This window comes from Butyrivibrio sp. (assembly GCF_017635265.1).
Lineage (GTDB): Bacteria > Bacillota > Clostridia > Lachnospirales > Lachnospiraceae > Butyrivibrio.
The window spans coordinates 23188-47383 of sequence record NZ_JAGBLU010000001.1; the positions used below are offsets into that span (position 1 = coordinate 23188).

Here is a 24196-nt window from a genome sequence, read left to right on the forward strand (position 1 = left end):
TCTGCCTCCTGTCAGTCTTCCTTTTTGCGGGCTGTATTTACATACATGCCTATTCCGCAAACTACCATAAGTCCAAATACTATTGAAAGTGCAGTAAGAAGATTGTCGTACCATGTTCTTACACTTTCAAGTCTTGAATTTGAAACAAGACCATCCATTGCATTGGAATTAGCCAAAGCATAATTCTGCATCTTCATTGCATTTTTAAGAGCCTGTAACATAGTTGCATCCTTAGATACATTCTCCTCTGTCCAGTAGGAGTAAACAGCAGAAACCGCATCCATAGTGTTGTCACCTGTGTTACATGACATTGTAACACCGTTTAATACTGCTTCCTTAAGAACAACATATGTAGGATCCATGATGAAGTCCTCAGACATAAGTCCGTAGAAGCCCCATTCATTGTGAAGGATGTTATTAAGAAGTCCCGAATGAGCATTGGCAGGAGTTAAGCCTACACGGTTAAATGCTGTCATTACACCGAGTACTTTACCGCTTTCTATAGGAGCCTGAGTTGCTCTAAGTTCCTGCTCACGGGCTTTCTGCTCTGTCATAAATACCGCAACACCACTTCTGTTAACTTCAGTATCGTTAAATGCCAGATGCTTTGTAGCAACAATTACGCCATACTTCTGTGCTGCAACTGCTTCAGCAAGTCCAATGAAGGATGAAAGTACAGGATCTTCTGAATAGTACTCATGATTACGTGCATTGTAAGGAAGTCTGTGGATATTATTGGATACTCCCCACCAGATAGTAAGGTTTGACCAAAGTGAATAGTTACCCATAACAGCACCATACTCAGAAGCAAGTTTTTTACTAAACGTCTGTGCAATTACTGTTGCGTTTGCCATTACACCTGCCTTGTAAGAAGCATTTTTATCATTGGCATCGATAGCACAAGGATCTGAAGAAGATGTATCGGTATTGGCATACTGACTAAGCGGATATGAATAAATACCATTGGCACCATCATTCTGAATTACTTCGGGTGATGAAATTGAATCAATTGTCTTGGTACTTGTTCCACCAAAGCCGGTTCTTATCAAAGCTTCTGAAAGAGTAATCTGATCAACAAGAAGGTCCCATCTCTCATCATCTACATCAGTCACACCCTTAAGATCTGCCAGCTTAAGACCGTTATCAGCCCCAAATACTACAGATGAAGGATCACCGTTTGCTGTAATCTCATATGTATCATTATCGAGAATCTCCAGCATTTCATCGGTTGCTGTAAGACCTTCATAAGTCTTGGGCCATGTTCCTGCCCAGTCATTTCTGGTAAGGTATGTTACAGTACCCGGAAGCCAGTTGTTGAGATCCATATCAGAAAGCTGATTCTCTACTGCTGTTCCGTTTTTTGTTGTTGCAAAAGTTGAACCGTCAAATTCTGATAAAGTCCAAATCTTTACGTTTTCAGCATTGCCCTCTTCTGTCATACCATCGGCAACAGTCTTTCCCTGCGCTGCAAGTACATTGTTAAGAGCTTCGTGTGCTCCGTTACCAACTGTGAAGTAATAATCACCTTCGTCCAGAATGTAAGAGCCTGTTGTTCCTGTTGCATTTGAAGCGGTACTATCCCAGCTTGTCATGTAGTCCATGTCAGCTTCAATAGTTACAGTCTCAGATGCTCCGGGCTCCAAAATTTCAGTCTTACCAAAATCAAGAAGCTGAATAGCTGATTTTTCAATTCCATGCTCAATATCATACTGAGTATAAGGAAGTGATACATAGAGCTGGACAGCATCTTTTCCGGCTGTATCGCCTGTGTTAGTAACAGTAACCCTGGCAGTTACCTTTCTGGCAGCTGTATCAACATCAATACTGTCAATCACCTGTTCAAAGGTTGTATATGAAAGACCGTATCCAAATGTATATGTTACTTCATCAGCATAGTTCCATGCACTTCCTGTGCTGCTGCCAACTGAATCAGATGCATTTCCCTGACCTAAAACCACATCAGCGTAACGTGTCTCATAATATTTATATCCGGTGTATATACCCTCTGCCTCTACAAGTGCATCATTGATATAAAGTGTATCATCAGCATTTGTCCATCTAAGGTCACCATAGTTCTGAGCTGCAGGAGAATTAGCCGCAACTACAGCATATGTATCTGTAAGATGTCCTGAAGGATTTACTTCGCCGCTCAAAATATCAGCAACTCCATAAAATCCATATCCTCCCGGAAGACCAACCTGAAGGATTGCATCTACTCCTTCATTATCCTGAAGTTCCTGTACCTCCATGGCGCTTGAGTTATTTAAAATAACTATGACCTTACCGCCATTTACATTTTTGGCATCAATCGCTGCCTGAATCAGATTTCTCTCATCATCGGAAAGACCAAGCGGATCGGTCTGGTTGAGATTCTGAGTGGAATCTACTCCATCCTGTCCCGGTGTATAGTTTTTGTTCTCACTTCCGCTTCTTGCAATGGTAACAATCATTACGTTGTTGCTTGCAAGGGAATCCTTCCAGCCGGAACTTGCCCCATTAAGTGCCTCTATAGAAGGCTCTTTGCTTGTAAACTGTGCACCGATTGAAGGAGCAGTAATATTGTAATAAGTTGATGTTCCGCCCCAGGTCTCTACCTCTGTTTTAAAGGTTTCTTTGAGCTTTTCATAAGCATTTTGAAGTTCTGTGTTTATTACAAAACCTTTTGCAGTAAGTGCTCCGACGAAATCTACTGTATCTGCGTCTGTTCCGACATTTACGGTAAGTGAGGAACCCATATCACCACCCTGAACAGGATAGTAGCTTGAGAAGCCTAAAAGACTTACCTTTTTTGTCTCATCAGCCGAAAGTGGGAGTGCACCATTGTTTTTCAATAGTACGCTTCCTTCCTCACTCATTCTTTCTCCAACATCAGCTATTGCACTTACAAGCTCTGTTGTGTTTGAATAATCCGATGAATATGTGTACATATCCGATGTATCCACATCCTCATCCGTTACGATTTTTGTGCTTGATGTTCCAAGGAACTTATCTATATCGGTTCTGTGATCATTCACCACAGTTGTTGCCGATACTGAAAGTGCCAGAAGCGCTGCTCCACTGGCAGTCAAGCCTCTGTAGAGCGAAATTTTTTTACCTTTACTCATGTTAACCTCCCTTATTTATTTAACGCTGCGCCTTCTTTTTCCTGACGCTCGCGTATTATCCTGTGATCTTCTTCTATATGTTTTTCTACTTTCAAAAAGCTCATAAGAACCACTATTACTGCATAGCAGATAAGTTCAATTCCCAAATAACAAAGAACAAGCATGTTCTGAACTGAAGCATTCTGAACCGATAAGGTTGCATCATATCCTGCTGCCGTCAAAAAAACATTTATAATACCGTTTCCAAGTCCTGTCATTCCTACCATGATTGCCCCGTATACAGCCATGGTAAATCCATCAGACCTAAATCCGTTTTTGGCTTCCAAATGATCAAGTACATCCGCTAAAAGAGCCAATGTTACATACATAGCAGGTATTGAACCGATTCCTTTTAAGATCACTCCGATAGTAACAATGACAAAGCTGTGTACATTTATAAAGCTTACAAGTCCGCCGATAACCGATATCAAAAGACCAAGTGTTACAGCTCTTTGCTTTCCAAGCTTACCGGCTATAGGCCATGCAAGAACCATTCCAATGGCCGTTGGTATTCCGCCGATTGCACCCAGAAGTCCCATGGCAGTTCCGCCGTCAATGCCTTCAAATACCCATGTGCAGTAGTAGTTCATGGATCCGTTTTTTACAAGTCCACCAAACTGGAATAAGAGGAAGTACAGAATAATGATCCACCAGTACTTTTCCTTTATGCACACTCCAATCTGCTGAGAAAGAGGTATTTTTTTTGTACTTTCTTCAAGTCCGTAGGTTTCTTCCGTAATTCTTTCTCTTGTAAAGAAGTACTCAATGATTATTCCGATCAGAGTCGAAATGCAAAGCACAAGCATAACTATTTTCCAGTTATTGTAGCTTGCAGCCGCATCGATTCCTCCATCAGCCTTGGGAACAAACAAATAATTCTGTAAAAGAATCGGAACCAGTATGCTGGCGCCTACTCCAACCGCAGCCACACCTGCTGCGTTTGAAAATGTAGCAAGCTGTCCCCTGTCGTCACTGTTTCTGGTCGAAAGTGAGACCAGAGCACTGTGAGCTGTGTAATAAAATGGATAGGCAAGCGCATAATAAAGATTGTATGAAACAGCAATCCATATCATCTGAAAAATCGGTGCACTATCCTTTGGAACCATGAAAAGAGTTATTATTGCAATGACTATAAGCGGCATTGACAATATAAGAAGCGGTCTTGCCTTACCCTGACTGGTTCTGGTGCTGTCCATAACTCTTCCCACAAAGAGATTTCCAATGATAACAAATATCACTGACAAAATAGGAAGAAGACCTGAAAATGTTCCAAATCTTGCGGTGTCTGTCCACCCTATAACATCTGAATAATATCTGTTGAGGTATGAACCAAAGATTGCATTGGATATCAGTGCGCAAAATGGTCCGATCAGGTATCCAAGCGCTTTTTCATTAAGCTTTACTTCCGGACTTTTTATCTTTGTCTTTAGTGCCGGCAATTCAACAATTTCCTTTAACATTTCATCCTCCGTATATACTTATATCTTTGCTGTGGCTCTGTATCTTCCACTGCCATATTCATAGGTCTTTCCATCAGGAAGTTCCAAAATACACCTGCATCCCACAGGAACTTCTACCTCGATGGAAAAATCAGAATCATTTATATGCCACTTGGAGCTCACTACTCCGTAAGAAGTATCAATACTTGCCTCTGCATAGGAAAGATTTCCTCCGGGAACAGGTTTTATCCTGAACTTTTTATATCCGGCTTCAATAGGTTCGATTCCTGCAATTCGCTTATAAAAGAAATCACCAACAGCCCCGGAAGCATAATGATTGTAGGAAATCATATTATCTGTGCCGTCATCTCCAATAGGGCACTGGCCGTTTTCATCAAGACCATCCCATCTTTCCCATATAGTTGTGGCACCGGTTTTAACTTCATACAGCCAGCTCGGACATTTAGTATTAAGCAGCATCTTATAAGCCACATCTGCCCGACCGTTATCTGCAAGAGCAAAAAGAATATACGGTGTCCCGGGAAAGCCTGTTCCAATACAGTAATCACTCTTTTCAATGAGCTTTACCAGATTGTCCACAGCTTTTTTTCGATTTTCCTTTTTAAACATTCCAAACTGTATCGGCAGCACATATGCCGTTTGGAATTCTTCGTTCAGTTTCCCGTTTCCGTCAGTAAAAATGCTCTCATAAGCATCTGCGACATTTTCGGACAGCTTTTTATATTCTTTTTCATCCTCTTCATAGCCCAGAATCCCGGCTATTTTTGAAAGAATACTGCTGGTGTTAAAAAGACTTGCCGTAGCTGTCCATTTACTTCTCTTCTGCCACTGCTGCATCTTTGGGGCATCGGGCGCAACCCAGTCTCCAAAATGAAATACCGAAGGTGTATGCCAGATGAATCTGTTCTTGCCAAAGCTAAAAAGCGCCGCCCATCTTTTGCATGCTCCCACATATTTTTTCATTATGTCATAATTATCTTGAAGAACGCTTATGTCCCCGTCTGACATGTATAAAGCCCACGGAACCAGTACACAGGCATCTCCCCACCAGTCAATTGCCATGGTCGGCATTGTTACAGGAAATCCAAAGCCATTGGCAGGAACCGTATTGGGAAGTCCTCCTGTGGGAAGCTGTTCACTTCTTACATCCCCAAGCCATTTCTTCAAAAATCTTCCGGTGTCAAAATTAAAGCACGCTGTTGTACCAAAGACAGCTATATCACCTGTCCATCCCATTCTCTCATCCCTTTGCGGACAGTCCGTAGGTATTTCAACAAAATTTGATTTTGTTGACCATCGGATATTTGACTGAAGTTTATTTAGCATATCATCAGAGCATTCAAAGCTTCCTCTGTCTTTCATATCCGAATAAAGAGCTACTGCCTTTATCTCAAAATCTTCTTTTTTTACACCTTTAACAGACACATACCTGAATCCCATATATGTAAATGAGGGGCTAAATGTCTGCTCGCCTTCACTGCAGATATAGGTTACTGTAGCCTTGGCGCTTCTTAAAAAGCTTGTATTTAATGTCCCATCAGGATTTAAGATTTCCGCATGTTTTATCTCAATGATCTGGCCTTTCTTTGCATTTTTTACTGTAAATCTCACAATTCCCGCAAAGTTCTGTCCAAAGTCATATATAATCTCATTTTTATTTATCTGCTCAGTTACAGGTAAAAGAACTTCGTGCTCCGTAACAGGTGCCCCGCTCTCTGCTGTTATTTTGGGACTGTATTTAAGCTTTTCTTCCGTGGCATTTACCCAGACAGCTCTGCTCGTGTCAACTGTGCTGTCAAATGTTTCGCCATCATAAAGGTCAGCCATTTTTACTTTTCCCTGCCTTGTTACAAGCCATGTAGAATCAGTTCCGACTATATCTGCCTCACCATTGTCATAAACAAAATAAAATAAAGCTGAAAGTGCCTGCCTGTCAGCAGCAAATCTGTTGTTTCTGCTATAGATAAAAGAGCCTACAGCCCAGCCGCCGGATACAGTAAAACTTACTTCAACTTCTTTTCCCTGAGTGAAATAATCAGTCACATCATACGTTTGATATTGAAGCCTTTTTTTATAAGATGTAAAACCGGGAGCAAAATATCTCTGTCCGACCTTTTTACCATCAAAATACATCTCATATATTCCTAATGCTGTTGCATAAGCGTAAGCTTTTACTACTTTCCCTGCTGCCTTAACTTTTTTCTTAAAGTTCATGGGTTCAGGTGAAATTCTCTTTTCCGTAAAAGAATAACTTCCGTCAGTAATAAATGTTCCGGGCCATTTATCTGTCATAAGTCCCGTTGCAAACTCTGTGGAAGAAGCCGCCTCTTCTCCGGTATCAGCCTTTACTGCTATATCCACTCTGTATTCAGAGGATGGTTTTAGCCTTTTTCCCTTATAGGCAATCTCAATCTGCTCAGTAGTATCTGTTTCCCACATAACATTTCCATCTGCATCTTTTACCGCAATATGGCAATTTGCTACATTGACATTTTGCCCGTCAGATACAACCTTGTATGAAATATGGGGATTATATTCATCGGTAACAATGTTTTTTTCAAGACCTTCAACTGTCAGTCGTGCAATCTCAAACATCTCAAACCTCTTTTCTCTTCCGAATCCTGGTATCTTATGATATAAGCGCCATAAGTAATAACACGGATTATTTCGTGCGTCGAACTTCACAATCCTGTTACCATCTTATAATTGCACAAAAAAAAGAAGCAAAAACGATTTGTCATGTTTTGCTCCTTTTTTTACATATTTGATTTTTTTATTGGTATTTATACACAAAAACAGGCCGAATCTAATTGTATATTTTCACCAATACGATAATAATAGATTTTGCTCCACCTAAAATCACATCATTCCAAAGTTCTTAAGAATAAGTATCCAGAAGAATATAGTCACTATTGATAAAAGCGTTGAAAGTAAAACGTATTCTCCTGCAAGGTCCGCATCTCCTCCCATGCTCTGAGCCATTGGGTAGGATGCTGCAGCAACAGGTGTTGCAAACATACAAAAAACCACAAAAAGTTCAGCTCCGCTTATGCCGATAAGAGACATTGCAGTCACCATTATGCTTGGAATAATGGCAAGTTTAAGAGCAATCCCTATGCAGAGAGGACGAATATCTCTTTTTATATTGGCTGCATGAAGGCTTCCTCCAAGTACAAAAAGTGACAACGGCGTAGCCATATTGTTAAGCTCAGCTATAGGTTTAACCAGACTGGTCGGCATAGTCACAGGAAGAATATTAAAGATCACACCTGCAATAGCGCCAATAATAAGCGGGTTTTTCAGGATGTTTTTCAAAAGTACCGGAAACGAAACCCTGCCTCCCCTGAAATATTCAAGAATAGCTACAGAAGCAATATTGTATAGAGGCACTATAAATGCGACCATAATGCTGGCCATTACAGCTCCCTCTTTTCCAAATACACTTTCAGTAAGCGGTATTGCAAAGAGAACCGAATTGCTCCTGAAAATTGCCTGCATCACAACTCCGCGTCTTGGATTTTCTTTTACAAAAAGCGGAACAATAAAAAAACAGGCAAATATAACTATAAGTGTTGCCGCGAACGCAAACGCCACATATCCCGCATCACTTAACCTGTTAAAATCCACATCATAGAGATTATTAAACATTATAAACGGGAAGAAGATTTTAAAAACAACTCCGTTAAGTTCCTTTAAAAAACTCTCCTTTACAGCACCGCTCTTCTTGGCAATCATTCCAAGTAAAATATAAACCATAAAAGGTATTACGGCATTTGTGGCTATCTGCAGATTTTCCATACTCTTCTCCTTTTTAACAATCCCCCAATTTCATCTTACACATTCTTGAATTTTTAATTCGAGAATGCCAGACTTCATACTCAGTTTGCAGCTCTTTTCAGATCACTTTCTATCTGAGCCTTGAGATGCTCAATACTGTCAAACTTCATCTCCGGTCTCAAAAACTCTTTTAACCTGACTGTTATAGCCTTTCCGTATACATCCTCATCAAAATCATAGATATATGTTTCAGCTCCCACAGCCTCTTTTTCAGATATCGTAGGTTTTCTTCCGATATTGGTCATGCCTCTGTACTCTTTATCATCTATGACCACAATACTTGAATAAACCCCAAAGGGGGGAAGAAGCTTATTGGCAGAAGGAAGGACGTTGACTGTAGGCACCCCTATTGTATGCCCGATGTGCCTTCCATGTTCAACAATTCCGCTGATACTGTATTCTGTCCCAAGAAGTCTTTTTACCTCAGCCATGTTACCATCTGCCACTTCGTTTCTTACCCTTGTGGAGCTGACTTCTGATCCGTCAAGCATGACCTTGTCGATAAGTTCAAGTTCAAATCCAAGCTCCTTACTCAGATTTCTGAGAAGATGCTGGTCTCCTCTTCCCTTATCACCAAAAGAAACATCGCTTCCCGCAGCAATATACACCGCTTTAAGATCATCACACAGAATATTTCTTACAAAGTCCTCGGGATCTGTTGCAGCAGTAGCTTCTGTAAGCGGAAACTCAACCAAAATATCCACTCCCAGCTTTTCAAAAGCGCGTCTTTTCTCATTTCTGATAAAAAGCTGTCTCACAGTATGCCCTACAAAAAATTCTTCCGGTGAGGGCTCAAACGTAAACACACAGGCCTTAAGACCATCCTGCTTCTGTTCAAGTATTTTTGCCAGAAGTTTTTTATGCCCCAAGTGTATTCCGTCAAATTTTCCCATGGCAATGGCAGTTTTACTATTTATATTAAGTTCATCAAGTCTGGTTATTATTTCCAATCAAATCACCACCAATATATTATTTTTCAAAAAAGAACTTATCCACCTTAAACATTCTCGTTCTCTCATCATATCTGTAGATTCCGAAAAATGTCTCATCTTCAGCATAAACTCTGATCATATTGCCATCTGTAAACATTTCTTTTTCGAATTCCTTGTCATTCACTCCCTTTGGGTCTTCGTTCAGGATATTATCCTTTCTGAAGCTGTTTCCATTTTCCAGAAGAACTCTTGCACTATCTTTGACATGTATCTTGTCAAGATCCCTGAAAATATATTCAGGAGACTGGATTATTTCAGAAAGTGTACCTTCATCACGCATCTGTTCAATCTGCGAAAGAGTGACCGCAGTTTCCAGGCTGAACGCTCCAACTCTGGTTCTTGTAAGATGCTGCATTGCTGCTCCGCATCCAAGCCTTTGGCCAATGTCATGGCAAAGAGTCCTTATGTAAGTTCCTTTTGAACACTTAACTTCCATTGTGAAAATATGGTCGCTTTCAAGATGGGAATCATCAAGAACAGTAATAGCACCGATATGTATCTTTCTGGCTTTTCTCTCTACTTCAATTCCCTCTCTTGCAAGCTCGTAAAGCTTTTTTCCATCCTGCTTTATAGCTGAATACATCGGCGGAATCTGATCATATTCACCAACAAAAGCCTGCACAGCCTCATGAAGCTCAGCCTTTGTAACATTTACAGATTTCTCTTCTAAAACATTTCCGGACATATCCTGAGTATCTGTTGTTGTCCCAAGTCTACAAACTGCAATATATTCTTTGTCATGGTCTGTCAACATTTCTACCAGCTTAGTACCTGTACCCAAACATACTACTAAAACTCCTACAGCATCAGGGTCAAGAGTTCCTGTATGCCCAATCTTTTTTTGCTTAAGGATTCCACGCAGTTTTGCAACAACATCATTGGATGTAAAGCCCGGCTCCTTATATATATTTATCAAGCCATTATATTTATTCATATCGATTTTCTCATTTCATATTTGAGGTTTTTGGCTAAATATTTTAGTCAAAACAAGCCACAAGACATAATATCTTGTGGCTATATTATTATAACTGTTGCTGAATATACTTTGTAATGTTATTTATAACATCGTGCTGAGTACCATTAACTGTACAACCGGCAGCCCTCATATGTCCGCCGCCGCCAAAAATCTTGGCAACCTTCGAAACATCTACACTTCCGTCGCTGCGAAGACTTACTCTGTAAGTCATTGGCTCCTCTTCATACATAAAAATTGAACAGCCAACACCAATAGTAAGAAGCATCTGATTAACAATTCCATCCATATCATTGCTGGTCGCACCATAAAAATCCATGGTCTGTCTTGAAACCACTGATACTATGCATTTACCGTCCATAAGAAGAATACTCTCAAGAAGCGCTCTTCCAAGAATCTGATTTTGAAGATATGTTTTCTCATAAAATACATGATCAATGAGGCTTCCAAAATCAAATCCATAGCTTATAAGTCTGGCTGCAATCTCCATTGTTTTGGGAGAAGTACAGGAATATTTGAAAACTCCTGTATCTGTAACCATTCCGGTGTAAAGAGATTTGGCAATGTCTTCATCCATCTTTGCTGTGTCAATGACAGTATATACAAGCTCACATGCACTGCTTGCTGTCGGAACAATATAATTCACATTACCGGTTCCCGGATTACTTATATGATGGTCAATATTTACAGTATTTTTTGCTGTATCAAAAAACTTCTCAGCATTTCCAATACGATCCTTGCCACAGTCAAGAACAATAAAAAGATCATAACTTTCTATATCCGTTGTATAGTTCTTATTGACCTTATCTGTATCCTTTATAAACTCAAGTTCAGGTGGAATATCCTCAAGAAAAACATGTGTTTCAACTTCAGGATAATTCCTGGATAGATATAGATACATCCCCATGCATGATCCAACACAGTCCCCATCCGGTCTTATATGACCACTAATACCTACTGTCTTTACTCCCTGCATAAATTCATCTATCTTCATATCTTCCTACTCTTTCCTGTAAATATGCTTATTGCCGGTTACTGTTCAGTCCCTGAACAGCAACTATTACTCTTCATCCTCTTCGTCAAAAGAATCTTCTGTACTCTCACCGCGAGCTGCTCTGGCCTCATTGTCTTTGGCTGTAACTTCATCAATCTTTTTGGACATATTAATCGCATACTCAATTGAATCATCCATTATGAAACGCAGTTCCGGAGTGTATCTCATGTTAAGCTCTTTTGCCAATGTGGAACGAATATATCCGGAAGCACTCTTAAGCCCTTCCTGCGTGCGAAGTCTATCCTCTTCATCCCCCATTACAGTTACCCATACCTTGCATGTCTTAAGATCCGGAGCAACTTCTACATCCATAACGGATGTAAAAGCGCTGATCCTCGGATCTTTACTGTAACGAATGGCTTCTGAAATAACTTTCATTACTTCGCCATTAATTCTTTTATTCTTGTTACTGTTTTTACGCATAATTGTTACCTCCGTGATATACGTATCACTTATGTCCTGGGTACCTCTACCATTTCATAAGCTTCTACCATATCACCTTCATGGATCTGGTCAAAGCCATCAAATACAAGACCGCACTCGAAGCCTTCCTTAACTTCCTTGACATCATCCTTAAATCTCTTAAGTGATGCGAGATCACCTTCAAAGATCTGTTCTCCTTCTCTTGAGATACGAACCTTGCAATCTTTCTTGATAACACCGTCCTTAACAAAGGCTCCGGCAATATTACCAACCTTAGATGCCTTGAATATCTGACGGACTTCAGCATGTCCTGTAACTCTCTCCTCATAGATAGGAGCAAGCATACCCTTCATAGCATATTCAATCTCTTCGATTGCCTGATAAATAACCTTGTAAAGCTTAATCTCAACGCCTTCGTGTTCAGCCATGCTCTTAGCGGTTGCATCAGGACGAACATCAAATCCGATAATAATCGCATTGGATGCAGCAGCAAGTGTTACATCTGATTCGTTGATGGCACCAACACCACCGTGAATAACCTTAACCACAACCTCATCATTGGAAAGCTTAAGAAGACTCTGTTTAAGCGCTTCTACGCTACCCTGAACGTCAGCCTTGATGATGATATCAAGTTCCTGAAGTCTTCCTTCTTCAATCTTGGAATAAAGATCGTCAAGAGACATTTTTGCTTTGGTCTCTTCAATAAGGTCTTTCTTGTGCTGCTGAAGGTATGTATTGGCATACTGCTTAGCCAGCTTATCAGTCTCATGTCCAAGGAATACTTCACCTGCATTTGGAACATCAGAAAGACCAAGAATCTCAACAGGCTGTGAAGGACGAGCTTCCTTAAGCTTGTTACCCTTATCATCAACCATAGCTCGAACCTTACCTGAACTTGCACCTGCGGAAATGAAATCACCTACATGAAGTGTTCCCTTCTGAACAAGAACATTGGCAACAGGACCACGACCTTTATCAAGTCTTGCTTCAAGCACAAGACCTCTTGCCATTCTGTCAGGATTTGCTTTAAGTTCCAAAATATCTGCAGTAAGAATGATGGTCTCAAGAAGGTCTTCAATACCTTCACCTGACTTGGCTGATACAGGCACAAATTCTGTTGTTCCGCCCCAGTCTGTTGAAATAAGACCATACTCTGTCATTTCCTGCTTAACTTTATCAATATTGGCATTTGGTTTATCAATCTTGTTTACAGCCACAATAATCTCAACTTCGGCAGCTTTAGCATGGTTAATAGCTTCAACTGTCTGTGGCATCACACCATCATCAGCAGCAACTACCAGTACTGCTATATCTGTAGAATTAGCACCACGCATACGCATAGCTGTAAATGCTTCGTGTCCCGGTGTATCAAGGAATGTAATCTTCTGATCATTAACAGATACTGTGTAAGCACCGATTCTCTGGGTGATACCGCCTGCTTCTCTGTCTGTTACACTTGTCTTACTGATGGCATCAAGAAGTGATGTTTTAACATGGTCAACATGACCCATTACGCAGACAACAGGTGGTCTCTTTTTAAGTGTCTCAGGCGCGTCCTCGTCCTCTTTAAGAAGCTCTTCGATAACATCAACGGGAACTTCCTTTTCGCAGATGATATCATACTCAATAGCAATGTTTTCAGCCTCTTCATAAGTAAGCTCTGTGTTTACGGTAGAAATCTGACCAGCCATAAAGAGTTTCTTGATGATAACCGAAGGCTGCATCTTCATCTTTTCAGCAAGTTCCTTGATAGAAACTTTCTCCGGAATGGAAATAACTTTAATCTGCTCTTCAGGCTCTTCTACCTTCTTGACTTCAGGCTTAATAAATCTGCCTACCCTCTTGCTTCTTGGCATCATCTCTTCCTGCTCATAAGCAAGATCCTTTTTATTTCTCTTGTCCTTTTCCTGACCGATACGACGTCTTTCTTCGTCTCTGTGACCTGCACCTTCTTTTACAGGAGCTGCATCAGCAAAGCCGCCTCTCTGGTTCTTGTCGAACTTATTATTTCTATCATTTCTGTCGTTTCTTCCGCCAAACTTGCCGCCCTGCTGTCCACCGTTCATCTGACCGTCACGACCACCGCGCTGACCGAATCCGCCCTGATTATTATCTCTGCGGAATCCGCCATTTTGTCCATTATTTCTATTCTGGAATCCATTCCTATCGCCTCTGTCATTTCTTCCGGAATTGTTTCTATTATCCCTGTTGTCTCTTACGTCGCGGCTGTCTCTGTTATCTCTGTTGTCTCTATTATTATCCCTATTATCTCTATTATCTCTGGGCTTTTCATTCTGAACAGGAGCAGCGCTTACAGGCTTTGGTGCCTCGCTTTGCACAGGAGCAGCTGCCTGCTGTGGCTGCATGGCCGCCTGCTTGTTCTCAACAGTCTGTGGAGCACTTTCTTTCTTGGGTGCAGGCTTTGGAGTGGTACTCTTACTAATCGGTGTATTATAACTTTCAAGCTGTGATGGAGCAGTCAATGGCTTAATCGGATGGTAGGCATTTTGAGATTGAGCAAATACGCCCCTTCTGTTATTTCCGCCATTATTGTTATTACCGTAACCGCTTCTGTTATCACGGCGCTGATTATTATTGCTCTGAGCTCCGCTATTATTTCCATTCTGGTTATTATGATAGCCACCCATCTTTGAATTGCCGGCATTTGTAACCATAATAATCTTTTTCTTTTTCTTTGGTGTATCAGCACTATCAGTTTTCACAGCTGAATTTTTAGAAGCACCTTCCTCTGTTTTTGGAGCATCACTCTTAACAGGGGCTTTCTTTTCTTCCTTATCTGAAGCATCAGCTTTTTTCGCAGAACCTTTAAAGTGCTTTCTTGCTATTTCTGCATCAGCCTCTTCTATTGAACTGTTCGAACGTTTTGCTTCTATGCCTTTCTCCTGCAAAACACTTATCAGCTCCTTTGCGTCGCATCCAAGCTCACTTGCAAGTTCGGATATTTTAATTTTTGCCATTCACATTTCCTCCATACTTTTTTCTGAAAGTAAGTTCTTTATGAGCGTCTTCGCTAATCCAGCATCAGTAATAGCCAAACTCGTTCGAACATCCTTACCTATTGCATGCCCCAATTCATCCATACTGCCGAAAAAATAAATCGGGATCTTATAAAACTTACATTTATCACTAAATTCTTTTTTGGTATTGTCTGAGGCATCTTCGCTGACAATAACTATAACCGCCGTCTTTTTCCTTATAGCTTCAAGGCAGGCAAACTCACCGCTTTTAAGCTTTCCGGATCTCTGGCAAAGCCCCAGAACACCAAGTATTTTTCCTTTAGAATCCAATTCCGCTTAGCTCCTTTTCAAGCTTTAGACGTTCTTCTTCCGGTACCTGCGACTTAAGAGATTTCTCAAGACCCTTATTCTTAAAAGCCTTGCTAAGACAATCCTTTGACCGACAGATGTATGCTCCTCTGCCATTAGCTCGTCCTGTCAGATCAAGAGATACCCTGCCATCCTGTGATTTAATGACACGGATCAGTTCTTTTTTCTCCTTCATCTCCATGCATCCAACGCACTTTCTCATCGGAATCTTTTTCTGCATTATTATTCCTCTACTTCAGTATCAGAAGACTCTGCAACATCTTCGCCTTCCTCATACTCATCATAATCTTCATCATCAAGATAATCTTCCATACGGAATCCGGGAGCATCCTTAGCCTGTGTCTCACTCTTTATATCAATCTTATATCCTGTAAGTCGTGCAGCAAGTCTTGCATTCTGACCTTCTTTACCAATAGCAAGTGAAAGCTGATAATCCGGAACAACTACCTTGGCACTCTTTTCATCGGGATCAGCAAATACTGCTACGATCTTAGCAGGTGAAAGTGCGTTCTGAATAAGATTACCGGGGTTCTCATCCCAGTTGATAACATCAATCTTTTCGCCATTAAGCTCATCTACAATAAGATTAACTCTTGCACCGTTAACACCTACACAAGCACCTACTGCATCTACATTAGGATTGTTGGAATAAACAGCAATCTTTGTACGGCTTCCCGCTTCTCTGGCAATAGATTTGATTTCTACTGTTCCGTCCTGAATCTCTGCAACTTCCTGTTCAAAAAGCCTCTTAACAAGATCCGGGTGAGTTCTGGATACAAGAATCCTTGGTCCCTTTGAGCCGTTCTTAACCTCAAGAACATATACTCTGATACGTGATGTCGGTCTGTAAACCTCACCTTTTACCTGCTCATTCTCATTAAGGATAGCATCTGCACGTCCAAGGTTTATGCTTACATTCTTGCCGATAAATCTCTGGACAACACCTGTTACAATATCATGTTCCTTTTCAAAATATTCATTGTAGATTGCGCCGCGCTCTTCTTCGCGAATCTTCTGCAAAATAACATTTTTTGCATTCTGTGTGGCAATACGTCCAAATTCCTTGGAATTAAGCGGAACTGCTACAATATCGCCAACCTGTGCCTTCTTACTAATCTTCCTGGCATCATCAAGGCAAATCTCAATCTGTGGATCCATGACATCATCGAAAAGTTCCACTACCTCTTTGTCAGCATAGCACTTGAAGTCACAGTTATTTCTGTCCACTTCAACCCTGATATTTTCAGCTTTGCCAAAATTATTCTTGCATGCTGTGATAAGTGAATTCTCAATTGCATCAAACAGAGAATCTTTGCTGATGTTCTTCTCCTTTTCCAAAAGGTCAAGGGCATCCATTAGTTCTTTACTCATCGTAATCTCCTTTTTCTGCCTGGATTAAAAATCCAAAGCAAGCTTAATCACTGATATCTCTTTTCTGGAAAAAATTTCATCTTTATCATTTATAGTTACGGTAACGCTATTGCTGTCATAGCTTTTTAGTGTACCGGCAAACTCCTTAACACCGTCTCTTGCCTTAAAAAGTTTAAGTTCAACATCCTGTCCGAGGCTGTTTTCAAAATGCCTGTCCTTTTTAAGCTGTCTGCCAAGTCCGGGACTTGAAACCTCCAAAATGTAGGCATCCTCTATAAAATCATCTTTATCAAGTGCATCCGAAAGTGCATGGCTGACATCAACGCATTTATTGATATCCACGCCGCCTTCCCTGTCAATGTAAGCTCTGAGGTACCATTCCCCGCCTTCCTTGACATATTCTACATCGTAGATGCTCACTTCATTTGCTTCTGCAATTGGAACAAGCATTTCTTCTACTTTTGCTTCAATTTCATTCTTTTTCATTCATTACCCTCTTATGTGCTGACATAAAGAAAGTGGGCTTTCTTCAAGCCCACTTAACATTTACCATATCGACAATACCACAAAAACGGCATTCCGTCAAGTAAATGTCGATGCCTAAAGCCATCATGACATTACTGTCTGGTTACTAGCAAGTATCCTCTCAACTTCCTGTGAATGTAAAAAGTTCCCATTACACAAAAATCCCCAGGTTGCGAAGCAATCTGGGTTTCGGGTTGGGCTGTTATAAACAGTCAATACCTCGTAGCGGAATCGAACCGCTGATTCTGCCGTGAGAGGGCAGCGTCTTAACCGCTTGACCAACGAGGCTTATCAGTTCTTTTGTCGCCGCCGTATCGCGGCGACTTGTTTATAATATCTTATTGCAAATAAAAATGCAAGCACTTTTTTAAATTTTTTTAAAAAATCGTTATCCCGTACAAATCTTAGCATCATTTCTCAAGGATTAACTATATTTCTCATCTCACCTTTTTGCCAGGCTACTACGTTTTTCTTCACCTCTTCAAGGCATCTCTTTCTTGCCTCAGTACTTGCCCACGCCATGTGAGGTGTTACAAATAGTTTTCCACTGTCCTGTATCTTAAGAAGTGGAGAATCCTTTGCCATGGGTTCAGGACTTAATACATCAAGACCTGCTGCTGCGATCTTCTTCTGTGTAAGGGCATCATAAAGATCCTGCTCACTGACTACTGCGCCTCTTGCTACATTTATAAGGATAGCGTTTTTCTTCATCTTATCAAAAGCATTTTTATCAAAGAGATTTCTGGTTCTGTCTGTAAGCGGACAATGCAATGATATAACATCAGAACGGGATAAGAGTTCATCAAACTCAACTCTCTCATAATCTGTACATGTGCTTTTTCCGGATGCAGAGTAAAATATAACCTTTGCGCCAAAAGCAGTTGCTATCTCAGCAACCTTTCTGCCGATGTTTCCCATTCCTACTATTCCATAGGTTTTTCCATCAAGTTCATTAAAAGGAATATCAAGGCAGCAAAAATGAGATTGGTTAGCGTATTTTCCACTCTTAACGAACTCATCATAGTGCCTGGAGTTCTCCATCAGATAAAAAAGAAGTGAAAATGTATGCTGTGCCACTGACATGGTTGAATAGCCAACCACGTTAGCTACCTTTACACCATGCCTGTTGCAGGCTTCAATATTGGCATTGTCAAATCCTGTAGCAAACTCACAGATAAGTTCAAGATCCGGAGCCGCATCAAGAATCTTGTCTGATATTGCACTTTTATTGATCATAAGCACCTTGGCGCCTGCAAGTCTTTCTGCCGCATTGTCATCTGTTATCTTATCATCGTAATAGGTACACTCTCCAAGCTCATCAAAGAGTGTATAGTCCATATCTGATCCTACGCTGTCTGTATCTGCTACAACAATTTTCATATCTGCTCATCTCCTTAATTTATGCTTATTGATAAAAGAACCTAAGATCAAAAAATCTTAGGTTCACCTAAAAAGTACCCTTGAGCAAGGTCAATTTTCATGCTCTTAAAGAAATTAAGTTCTCCCTGAGTCTCAATTCCTTCTGCAAGAATAATAATATCCCTCGCCCTCAGTTCTTCTATTATTTCTTTTACAATATGCTGCTTGTTAAAATCCTTATCCACACCGGATACATATTTCCTATCGATCTTAACAAGATCAGGTCTGTAAAAATCAAGACATTCCCTGTCTATGTTGCTGCCAGTTCCGAAATCATCTATGGCGATCAATGGAGTCGCTCCCTCTATATTAAAAGCAACCTTTTTCATCTCCCAGGCATATTTTTCGAGCTTGGTATATTCAAGCATTTCATACACCAGACGATTCATCATTTTTTCACCGCCTAGTGCTGCAACCTGTTTGGTCTGCTCTATTCTCATGCACACCGATGGAAAAGAATTCATAAAGAGCATTCCTTCAAGCCCTGCCTCCATGAAATGCTTTGTTCCGTAATAGTTGGTAATCTCTTCTATCAGATAAAGCTTATCCATATTGGCTACAGCTTTTATAAACTCAACAGGTGTATATAGTTCAGGTCTCATAAGAGCTTCGTAGCCATATATTGAATTGTCTTCCAGTTTAATAATCGGTTGAAACGCAAACTTTATTTCCTGAGGATTTTCAAGCAAATACTCAACCGTGACTTTATTTCTACCCATCAAAAACCTTTTCTAATCAAAACATAAAAACCATAAATGAAAACATCAGAAATATATCAGCTTTTTACAAATAATTCAAGCACAATTTATTATTAGTGTCAGTTAAAAAAGAGTCAGAACTTTTCGCCTGACTCTTTTTTGGGGTATATACATTATCTAAGCTTGAACTTTCCTACAACGCTTGAGAGACTTCTGGATATCTCCTGCTGACGCACAGACATATCCGATACATTATCAACAACACCGGAAACTGTGTTTACAGTATCTGTTATCTCTGAACTTCTTGATGCAGTATCCTGTGTCGATTCGGTAATATTCTGAATTGCCGAGCTGACTTCATTCATAGCACCGCGTATAGTATTGACCATTTCAGCAATTGATCCCGACTGCTGCCCAAAAGATTCTGCATCGCTGCCATATTCCCTTGCAACATTTACAAAATTATCATAGTCAGACTTAACGGTTTCATTAAGGAACTTCAATAGCTCATTGGTAGCATTTAAAAGATTTTCAAATGCAGCCTGAACATTCTCTACAGTCCCTTGGATCTGGCCTACAGCCTCCGCTGTATCACCTGCCAGCTTGTTGATCTCAGATGCCACTACTGCAAATCCCTTACCATGTTCGCCGGCTCTTGCAGCCTCAATAGACGCATTTAATGACAAAAGATTGATCTGATCTGCTATCTCGGCTATAGAATCAGCAAGGGAACCTATTTCTTTAACAACCTCTGCCTGCTCATTGGCTTCTTCTACATCTCTTTCTCTTTCAGAAGCTATAGCAGTTGCATGTTCACTTGCCATTCTTGATTTTGCTTCAATATCTGCAGCCTTTTTCTGAATATCGTCAGCCTGTGTTCTGGTTTCATCAGCCTGAGCAGAGAGCATCTGTACAGACGCATTAACTTCTTCTATGGAAGCATTTACTTCCTCTGTTGCTGCAGAAGCGCTCATCATTGCATCATTTACACCTGTCATATTACTTCTTATCATCTGGAAATCATTACTTAACTGCTCAGCCATATTTCCAAGATTGGATGATGCATCGCCAATTCTTTCGGATTCTTCTGAAACCTGTGTGATAACGGATTTATTGCTCTCATACATGTTATTGAGAGATTGCGACATCTGCCCCAACTCATCATCACTTTTAGAAGATATACGTTCAATTGTAAAGTCGCCCTGAGCCAGATTCCCTGCAAATGCCTTTACATTGTTTACACTCTTTACTATTGAGAACGCAAGGCCGATTATTATAGCTCCGCAAACCACAAGTGCTATAACGCATATAAGAATCAAAAATGACCTTATGGCAATTACGCTTGCATTCATTTCTTTCTCCTGAAGCGTAACAGCCAGCTTCCATCCCACATCAGGTACAGTACCGTAGAATAAAAGATACTTCTCTCCATTTTGGATAAAAGATGTAACTCCAATATCTTCAGACATTATCTTTGCGCTGGCAGCGGCAAGCGTTGTATTGCTGTCATTTGCTATATTTAAACCAGTAGAAATTTTTTCAGAATCAACATCATACAGATACACTCCATTAGAATCCAATAGTATCGGAGCTGAATTTTTGCCAAGTGAAATACCTGATACCATGCTTTGAATCGAATCAAGATATATATCTACAGTAATGCATCCCGAATAGTAGCCAGCCACATCATATATCGGAGCAGAGCACGTTGCCATTACTTTACCGCTTGAAGGATCATAATACGGATTTGTTATGTTTGACTCTCCCTCGGAAAGAGAAGCTGCCACTGTGTAGTATTCCTGGTTAAAGTAGTCATAATCAGCATTTGAATACTCATCAGTGTATGTAATTGTATCTCCATCTCTGTACCAGTAAGGCCCGGCATACGTCTTGTGCTCGTATACGCCCTGTTTAAACCATATTCCTGATCCTGATATAACGTCATTTGACAAAACAGCTTTTTTAAAAATTGCCTGATATACATCAAGATCTGTGGAGCTGTACGTTCCGCCAACTGTATTGGCAAGAGTTGTCGCCGTTGACCTGAGTGTCATAAGTGTTGCATTGATATCACTGACATTTGCCATAATAGATTCTTCAGCCTTTTGCTCGGTCAATGTTTCTATAGCATCCGATGATTTGTTAACGCTGACTGCAGTTACAATAATCAGTGCCAGTGCAACAGCCGGTATTATTCCCAAAAGCATCTTGGATAGCAGGTTCATTTTTCTTAACATTACAGTGTCCCCTCCTTACTCTTCTTCTACATATGGCTCTCTGCCAAACTGAGGATCATTATTACCTGAGTCAGTAATAAACATTTCAAGCATGTTTATGGGATCATTGAAATCTGCAAGCCATCCTTCTCTGGCAACATCATAGTTGCCGTCCTTACGGTTTTGAAGGAAGGTACTCCACTCCTGCTTTACTATTGTCATCTCGATTCCAATTTCAGCAAGATCTCTTTTAATGGCTTCTGCCACCAAAACATGAGATTGACTGTCATTAGTCAGAAATTCAAATGCTATGGGCGTATCCTGCGAAAGCTTTCCTTCTGAATCAAAGGTATAACCTGCTTCTTCTAAAAGTGCTTTTGCCTCCTGAATTGTTGCATCTGTTTTCTCTGCCGGATAATAGCCTGTAGATGAAGAATCAGGGAATGAATAGCTATCGTCATTTGCTTTAAACACTCCTCCATTACCGTCAAGCATTCCCTCAGGTATGAACGAAGTTGCTATAGTCTGGCCTGTCTGGCCGATTTTTTCTACGATATAGCTTCTGTCAACCAAAAGCCCTATTGCCCTTCTCATGGCTGAAGCCTGCATTGATGTCTTTCCGTCAAACAAATGACTGTTTACATTAAAAGCAAAGTAGTATGTTCCAAGGTTCGGATCAATATGAAATTCCGGATCTGAAGATGAGATAAAGCCTGCTATTTCATCCGTAGGAACAGAATCCGCAAAATCTATTTCTCCATTTTTGTATTGACTAAAAATCACTTCTTCATCCGATGTCAGAACAAAAACAAGTTCATCTACCGATACATTCTCGGCATCATAAAAGTACGGATTTTTCACATAGACCATTCTGTTTCCGGGCTCCCACAACTGTAGTGTAAACGCACCACTTGCCACAAATCCCACATGTTCCGCCCAGGCTCCCGGATTAACTCCGTCAGGATCTGCAGCTTCTACTGAAGGCTGATGCACAGGAAAGAAAATCGGGAATGCCATAAGATCAAGAATATATGCACAAGGTGATGTTAAAGTGAAGGTCAGTGTTGTATCGTCAACTGCCTTTGCCTTGACTTTTCCATCATCATACCCTGCAAAGTTACTGAACATGTACGCATAATCAGCATTAACGGAAGGTGTAACTGCTCTATTCCAGGAATATACAAAATCAGATGCTGTTAAAGGTGAACCATCAGACCACTTCAGATCCTTTTTTAAATGGAAAGTATAGTTAAGCCCGTCTTCCGATACCTCATACGGGTTAGCTTCATCTGCAAGCGCAGGAATGCACTCACCATCAGCATTATAGGTGTAAAGACCCGCAAAAGTGTTAGCCACAAGACATGCGCCGTCCACAGAGGAATTAAGCGCAGGATCAAGATAAGTCGGATCAGACGAAAGACTTACTCTTAAGATATTGTCAGTACATCCTTTTGCATACATAAAGTATTTTGTACCAAACAATGAAGAATAAATTCCATCAATTGATGCCTTCTGAAGATAAGGATCATTATAATAATACAGTGGAACAACAGCCCCTGTTGACATTAATATGTCTTCAGCCCGATGCATCATTGCCTCTCGCTCTTTATAATCCGTGGTATTTTTTATATTAAATATCAACTGATTATACTCAATCCAATCAGGTGCTGCACTGTTATGCACAGAATTGGTAAGTGTGGTTGGCCAGGTAGTACCACTTACTGAATTTTCAGTATTTGCCTCAACAGCAGAAGCCGATGCGCTATCTGCAGCCTGACCTACATCTTCGGAATTATCAATTTGCTTTCCACATCCCGTGCAAATACTTAATATCATTGATATAACTATTCCACAGGATAACACTTTGTTCCACATTTTGTTACCTCCTAATATATTCCCAAAAACACAGACCCTCTACATATAACTCTATCAAAAAAAAACTATAATTCTACGATATTTCAATTAACTTTTTATTAATTTTAAAAAGCCGGAATCTCTTAAACGATCCCGGCTTTTTTTAACTATTTATTTATTACAACCTGTTATAAACATTAGAGAAAAGGCTAATATAGCAAAGACTTATCAAACACCCGCCCAAAATATCAGTAAACCAGTGAACTCCGCATACAAGTCTTCCGACAACTGTAAACGCAATTATCACAAGGCATGCTACCTTACAAAACTTTACAACCTTCTCATTTTTAATGTATTTCTCAAGCACATACATCAGCGTTCCGAAGATAGTAACAATCAGCATTGTATGGGATGATGGAAATGATGCTTCTACATGTTCCGCTCCCGCTTCAATTATTGGCCTGTAATTGACAATCACCTTTTCAAAAAATGCATAAGTCACAAGAACCAACGCATACAGGCAGCCAAGACAAAGAATTTCTTTATCAACCTTAACAATACTTTTTCTCTTAATAAGCTGTATCACTCCAAGACACGCAAACACTGCAACTACCAGTATTGCAAGTACTCCAAAAATTTCCGTCAATTTATACCAGCCCATATTTATTCCAAAAAAATCATGGATAATTCCATTTACGTGTGATAAGCCTATCGAAGTTCCTTCAGGTCCGATTGCTGCCACGTCTACATTTTTTACTAAAATAATAAGGATAAGAAAGAGGGCAAAGTTTATTAAAGCAAACACGCTCCGAGTCTTTCTCATATTTTCACTTCTTTCCATTCTATGCCTCCTTGCCAATTTCAGATATTATTGAAAAGAATTA

18 protein-coding genes and 1 tRNA gene are annotated in these 24196 nt (G+C 40.3%); all 19 read right to left on the bottom strand.

Annotated features, from left to right (window positions below; all coding sequences use genetic code 11):
• Positions 1-11: 11 nt before the first annotated feature.
• The 19 genes from J6O61_RS00095 to J6O61_RS00180 all read right to left on the bottom strand — a co-directional run bounded on the left by J6O61_RS00095 (position 12) and on the right by J6O61_RS00180 (position 24153).
• Complete coding sequence (locus J6O61_RS00095) at positions 12-3104, bottom strand: beta-glucosidase (protein ID WP_330613689.1); 3093 nt, start codon at positions 3102-3104, stop codon at positions 12-14.
• Positions 3105-3115: 11 nt separating this feature from the next.
• Complete coding sequence (locus J6O61_RS19400; protein ID WP_330613690.1) at positions 3116-4603, bottom strand: MFS transporter; 1488 nt, start codon at positions 4601-4603, stop codon at positions 3116-3118.
• 18 nt (positions 4604-4621) lie between these two features.
• Positions 4622-7198 (bottom strand): family 78 glycoside hydrolase catalytic domain, encoded by a 2577-nt coding sequence (locus tag J6O61_RS00100; RefSeq protein WP_292208076.1) that lies wholly within the window; start codon positions 7196-7198, stop codon positions 4622-4624.
• A gap of 264 nt (positions 7199-7462) precedes the next feature.
• On the bottom strand, positions 7463-8401 hold the full coding sequence (locus J6O61_RS00105) for an AEC family transporter (protein ID WP_292208079.1): 939 nt from the start codon (positions 8399-8401) through the stop codon (positions 7463-7465).
• 80 nt (positions 8402-8481) lie between these two features.
• Positions 8482-9390, bottom strand: coding sequence for a bifunctional riboflavin kinase/FAD synthetase (locus tag J6O61_RS00110; RefSeq protein ID WP_292208082.1), 909 nt, complete (start codon positions 9388-9390; stop codon positions 8482-8484).
• A gap of 19 nt (positions 9391-9409) precedes the next feature.
• Positions 9410-10366 carry a tRNA pseudouridine(55) synthase TruB gene (gene truB, locus J6O61_RS00115; RefSeq protein WP_292208084.1) on the bottom strand — a complete coding sequence of 319 codons (957 nt, stop codon included), beginning with the start codon at positions 10364-10366 and terminating at the stop codon, positions 9410-9412.
• Positions 10367-10454: 88 nt separating this feature from the next.
• Positions 10455-11399 carry a DHH family phosphoesterase gene (locus tag J6O61_RS00120; RefSeq protein ID WP_292208086.1) on the bottom strand — a complete coding sequence of 315 codons (945 nt, stop codon included), beginning with the start codon at positions 11397-11399 and terminating at the stop codon, positions 10455-10457.
• Positions 11400-11465: 66 nt separating this feature from the next.
• Positions 11466-11882: a 30S ribosome-binding factor RbfA gene (rbfA, locus tag J6O61_RS00125; protein WP_292208089.1), complete on the bottom strand. Its 417-nt coding sequence runs from the start codon at positions 11880-11882 to the stop codon at positions 11466-11468.
• Between the two features lie 29 nt (positions 11883-11911).
• Positions 11912-14860 carry a translation initiation factor IF-2 gene (gene infB / locus J6O61_RS00130; protein WP_292208090.1) on the bottom strand — a complete coding sequence of 983 codons (2949 nt, stop codon included), beginning with the start codon at positions 14858-14860 and terminating at the stop codon, positions 11912-11914.
• Positions 14861-15190, bottom strand: coding sequence for a L7Ae/L30e/S12e/Gadd45 family ribosomal protein (locus J6O61_RS00135; RefSeq protein WP_292208092.1), 330 nt, complete (start codon positions 15188-15190; stop codon positions 14861-14863).
• Positions 15180-15449: an RNase P modulator RnpM gene (gene rnpM, locus J6O61_RS00140; protein WP_292208094.1), complete on the bottom strand. Its 270-nt coding sequence runs from the start codon at positions 15447-15449 to the stop codon at positions 15180-15182. Before rnpM ends, J6O61_RS00135 begins: the two co-directional genes overlap by 11 nt.
• A 2-nt stretch (positions 15450-15451) precedes the next feature.
• A complete protein-coding gene (gene nusA / locus J6O61_RS00145; protein ID WP_292208097.1) occupies positions 15452-16600 on the bottom strand; it encodes a transcription termination factor NusA in 1149 nt (382 codons plus the stop codon).
• 24 nt (positions 16601-16624) lie between these two features.
• Positions 16625-17086 (bottom strand): ribosome maturation factor RimP, encoded by a 462-nt coding sequence (gene rimP, locus J6O61_RS00150; RefSeq protein ID WP_292208100.1) that lies wholly within the window; start codon positions 17084-17086, stop codon positions 16625-16627.
• Positions 17087-17341: 255 nt separating this feature from the next.
• Positions 17342-17413 (bottom strand) — tRNA-Glu (locus J6O61_RS00155).
• Positions 17414-17542: 129 nt separating this feature from the next.
• Positions 17543-18505 carry a D-2-hydroxyacid dehydrogenase gene (locus J6O61_RS00160; protein ID WP_292208103.1) on the bottom strand — a complete coding sequence of 321 codons (963 nt, stop codon included), beginning with the start codon at positions 18503-18505 and terminating at the stop codon, positions 17543-17545.
• Between the two features lie 47 nt (positions 18506-18552).
• Positions 18553-19263, bottom strand: coding sequence for an EAL domain-containing protein (locus J6O61_RS00165; protein WP_292208106.1), 711 nt, complete (start codon positions 19261-19263; stop codon positions 18553-18555).
• A 152-nt stretch (positions 19264-19415) separates the two neighbouring features.
• Positions 19416-21479, bottom strand: coding sequence for a methyl-accepting chemotaxis protein (locus tag J6O61_RS00170; RefSeq protein ID WP_292208109.1), 2064 nt, complete (start codon positions 21477-21479; stop codon positions 19416-19418).
• A 15-nt stretch (positions 21480-21494) separates the two neighbouring features.
• Positions 21495-23333, bottom strand: coding sequence for a peptide ABC transporter substrate-binding protein (locus J6O61_RS00175; RefSeq protein ID WP_292208113.1), 1839 nt, complete (start codon positions 23331-23333; stop codon positions 21495-21497).
• Between the two features lie 157 nt (positions 23334-23490).
• Entirely contained in the window at positions 23491-24153 is a 663-nt protein-coding gene (locus tag J6O61_RS00180) for a phosphatase PAP2 family protein (protein ID WP_292208116.1), read from the bottom strand.
• Positions 24154-24196: the final 43 nt, after the last annotated feature.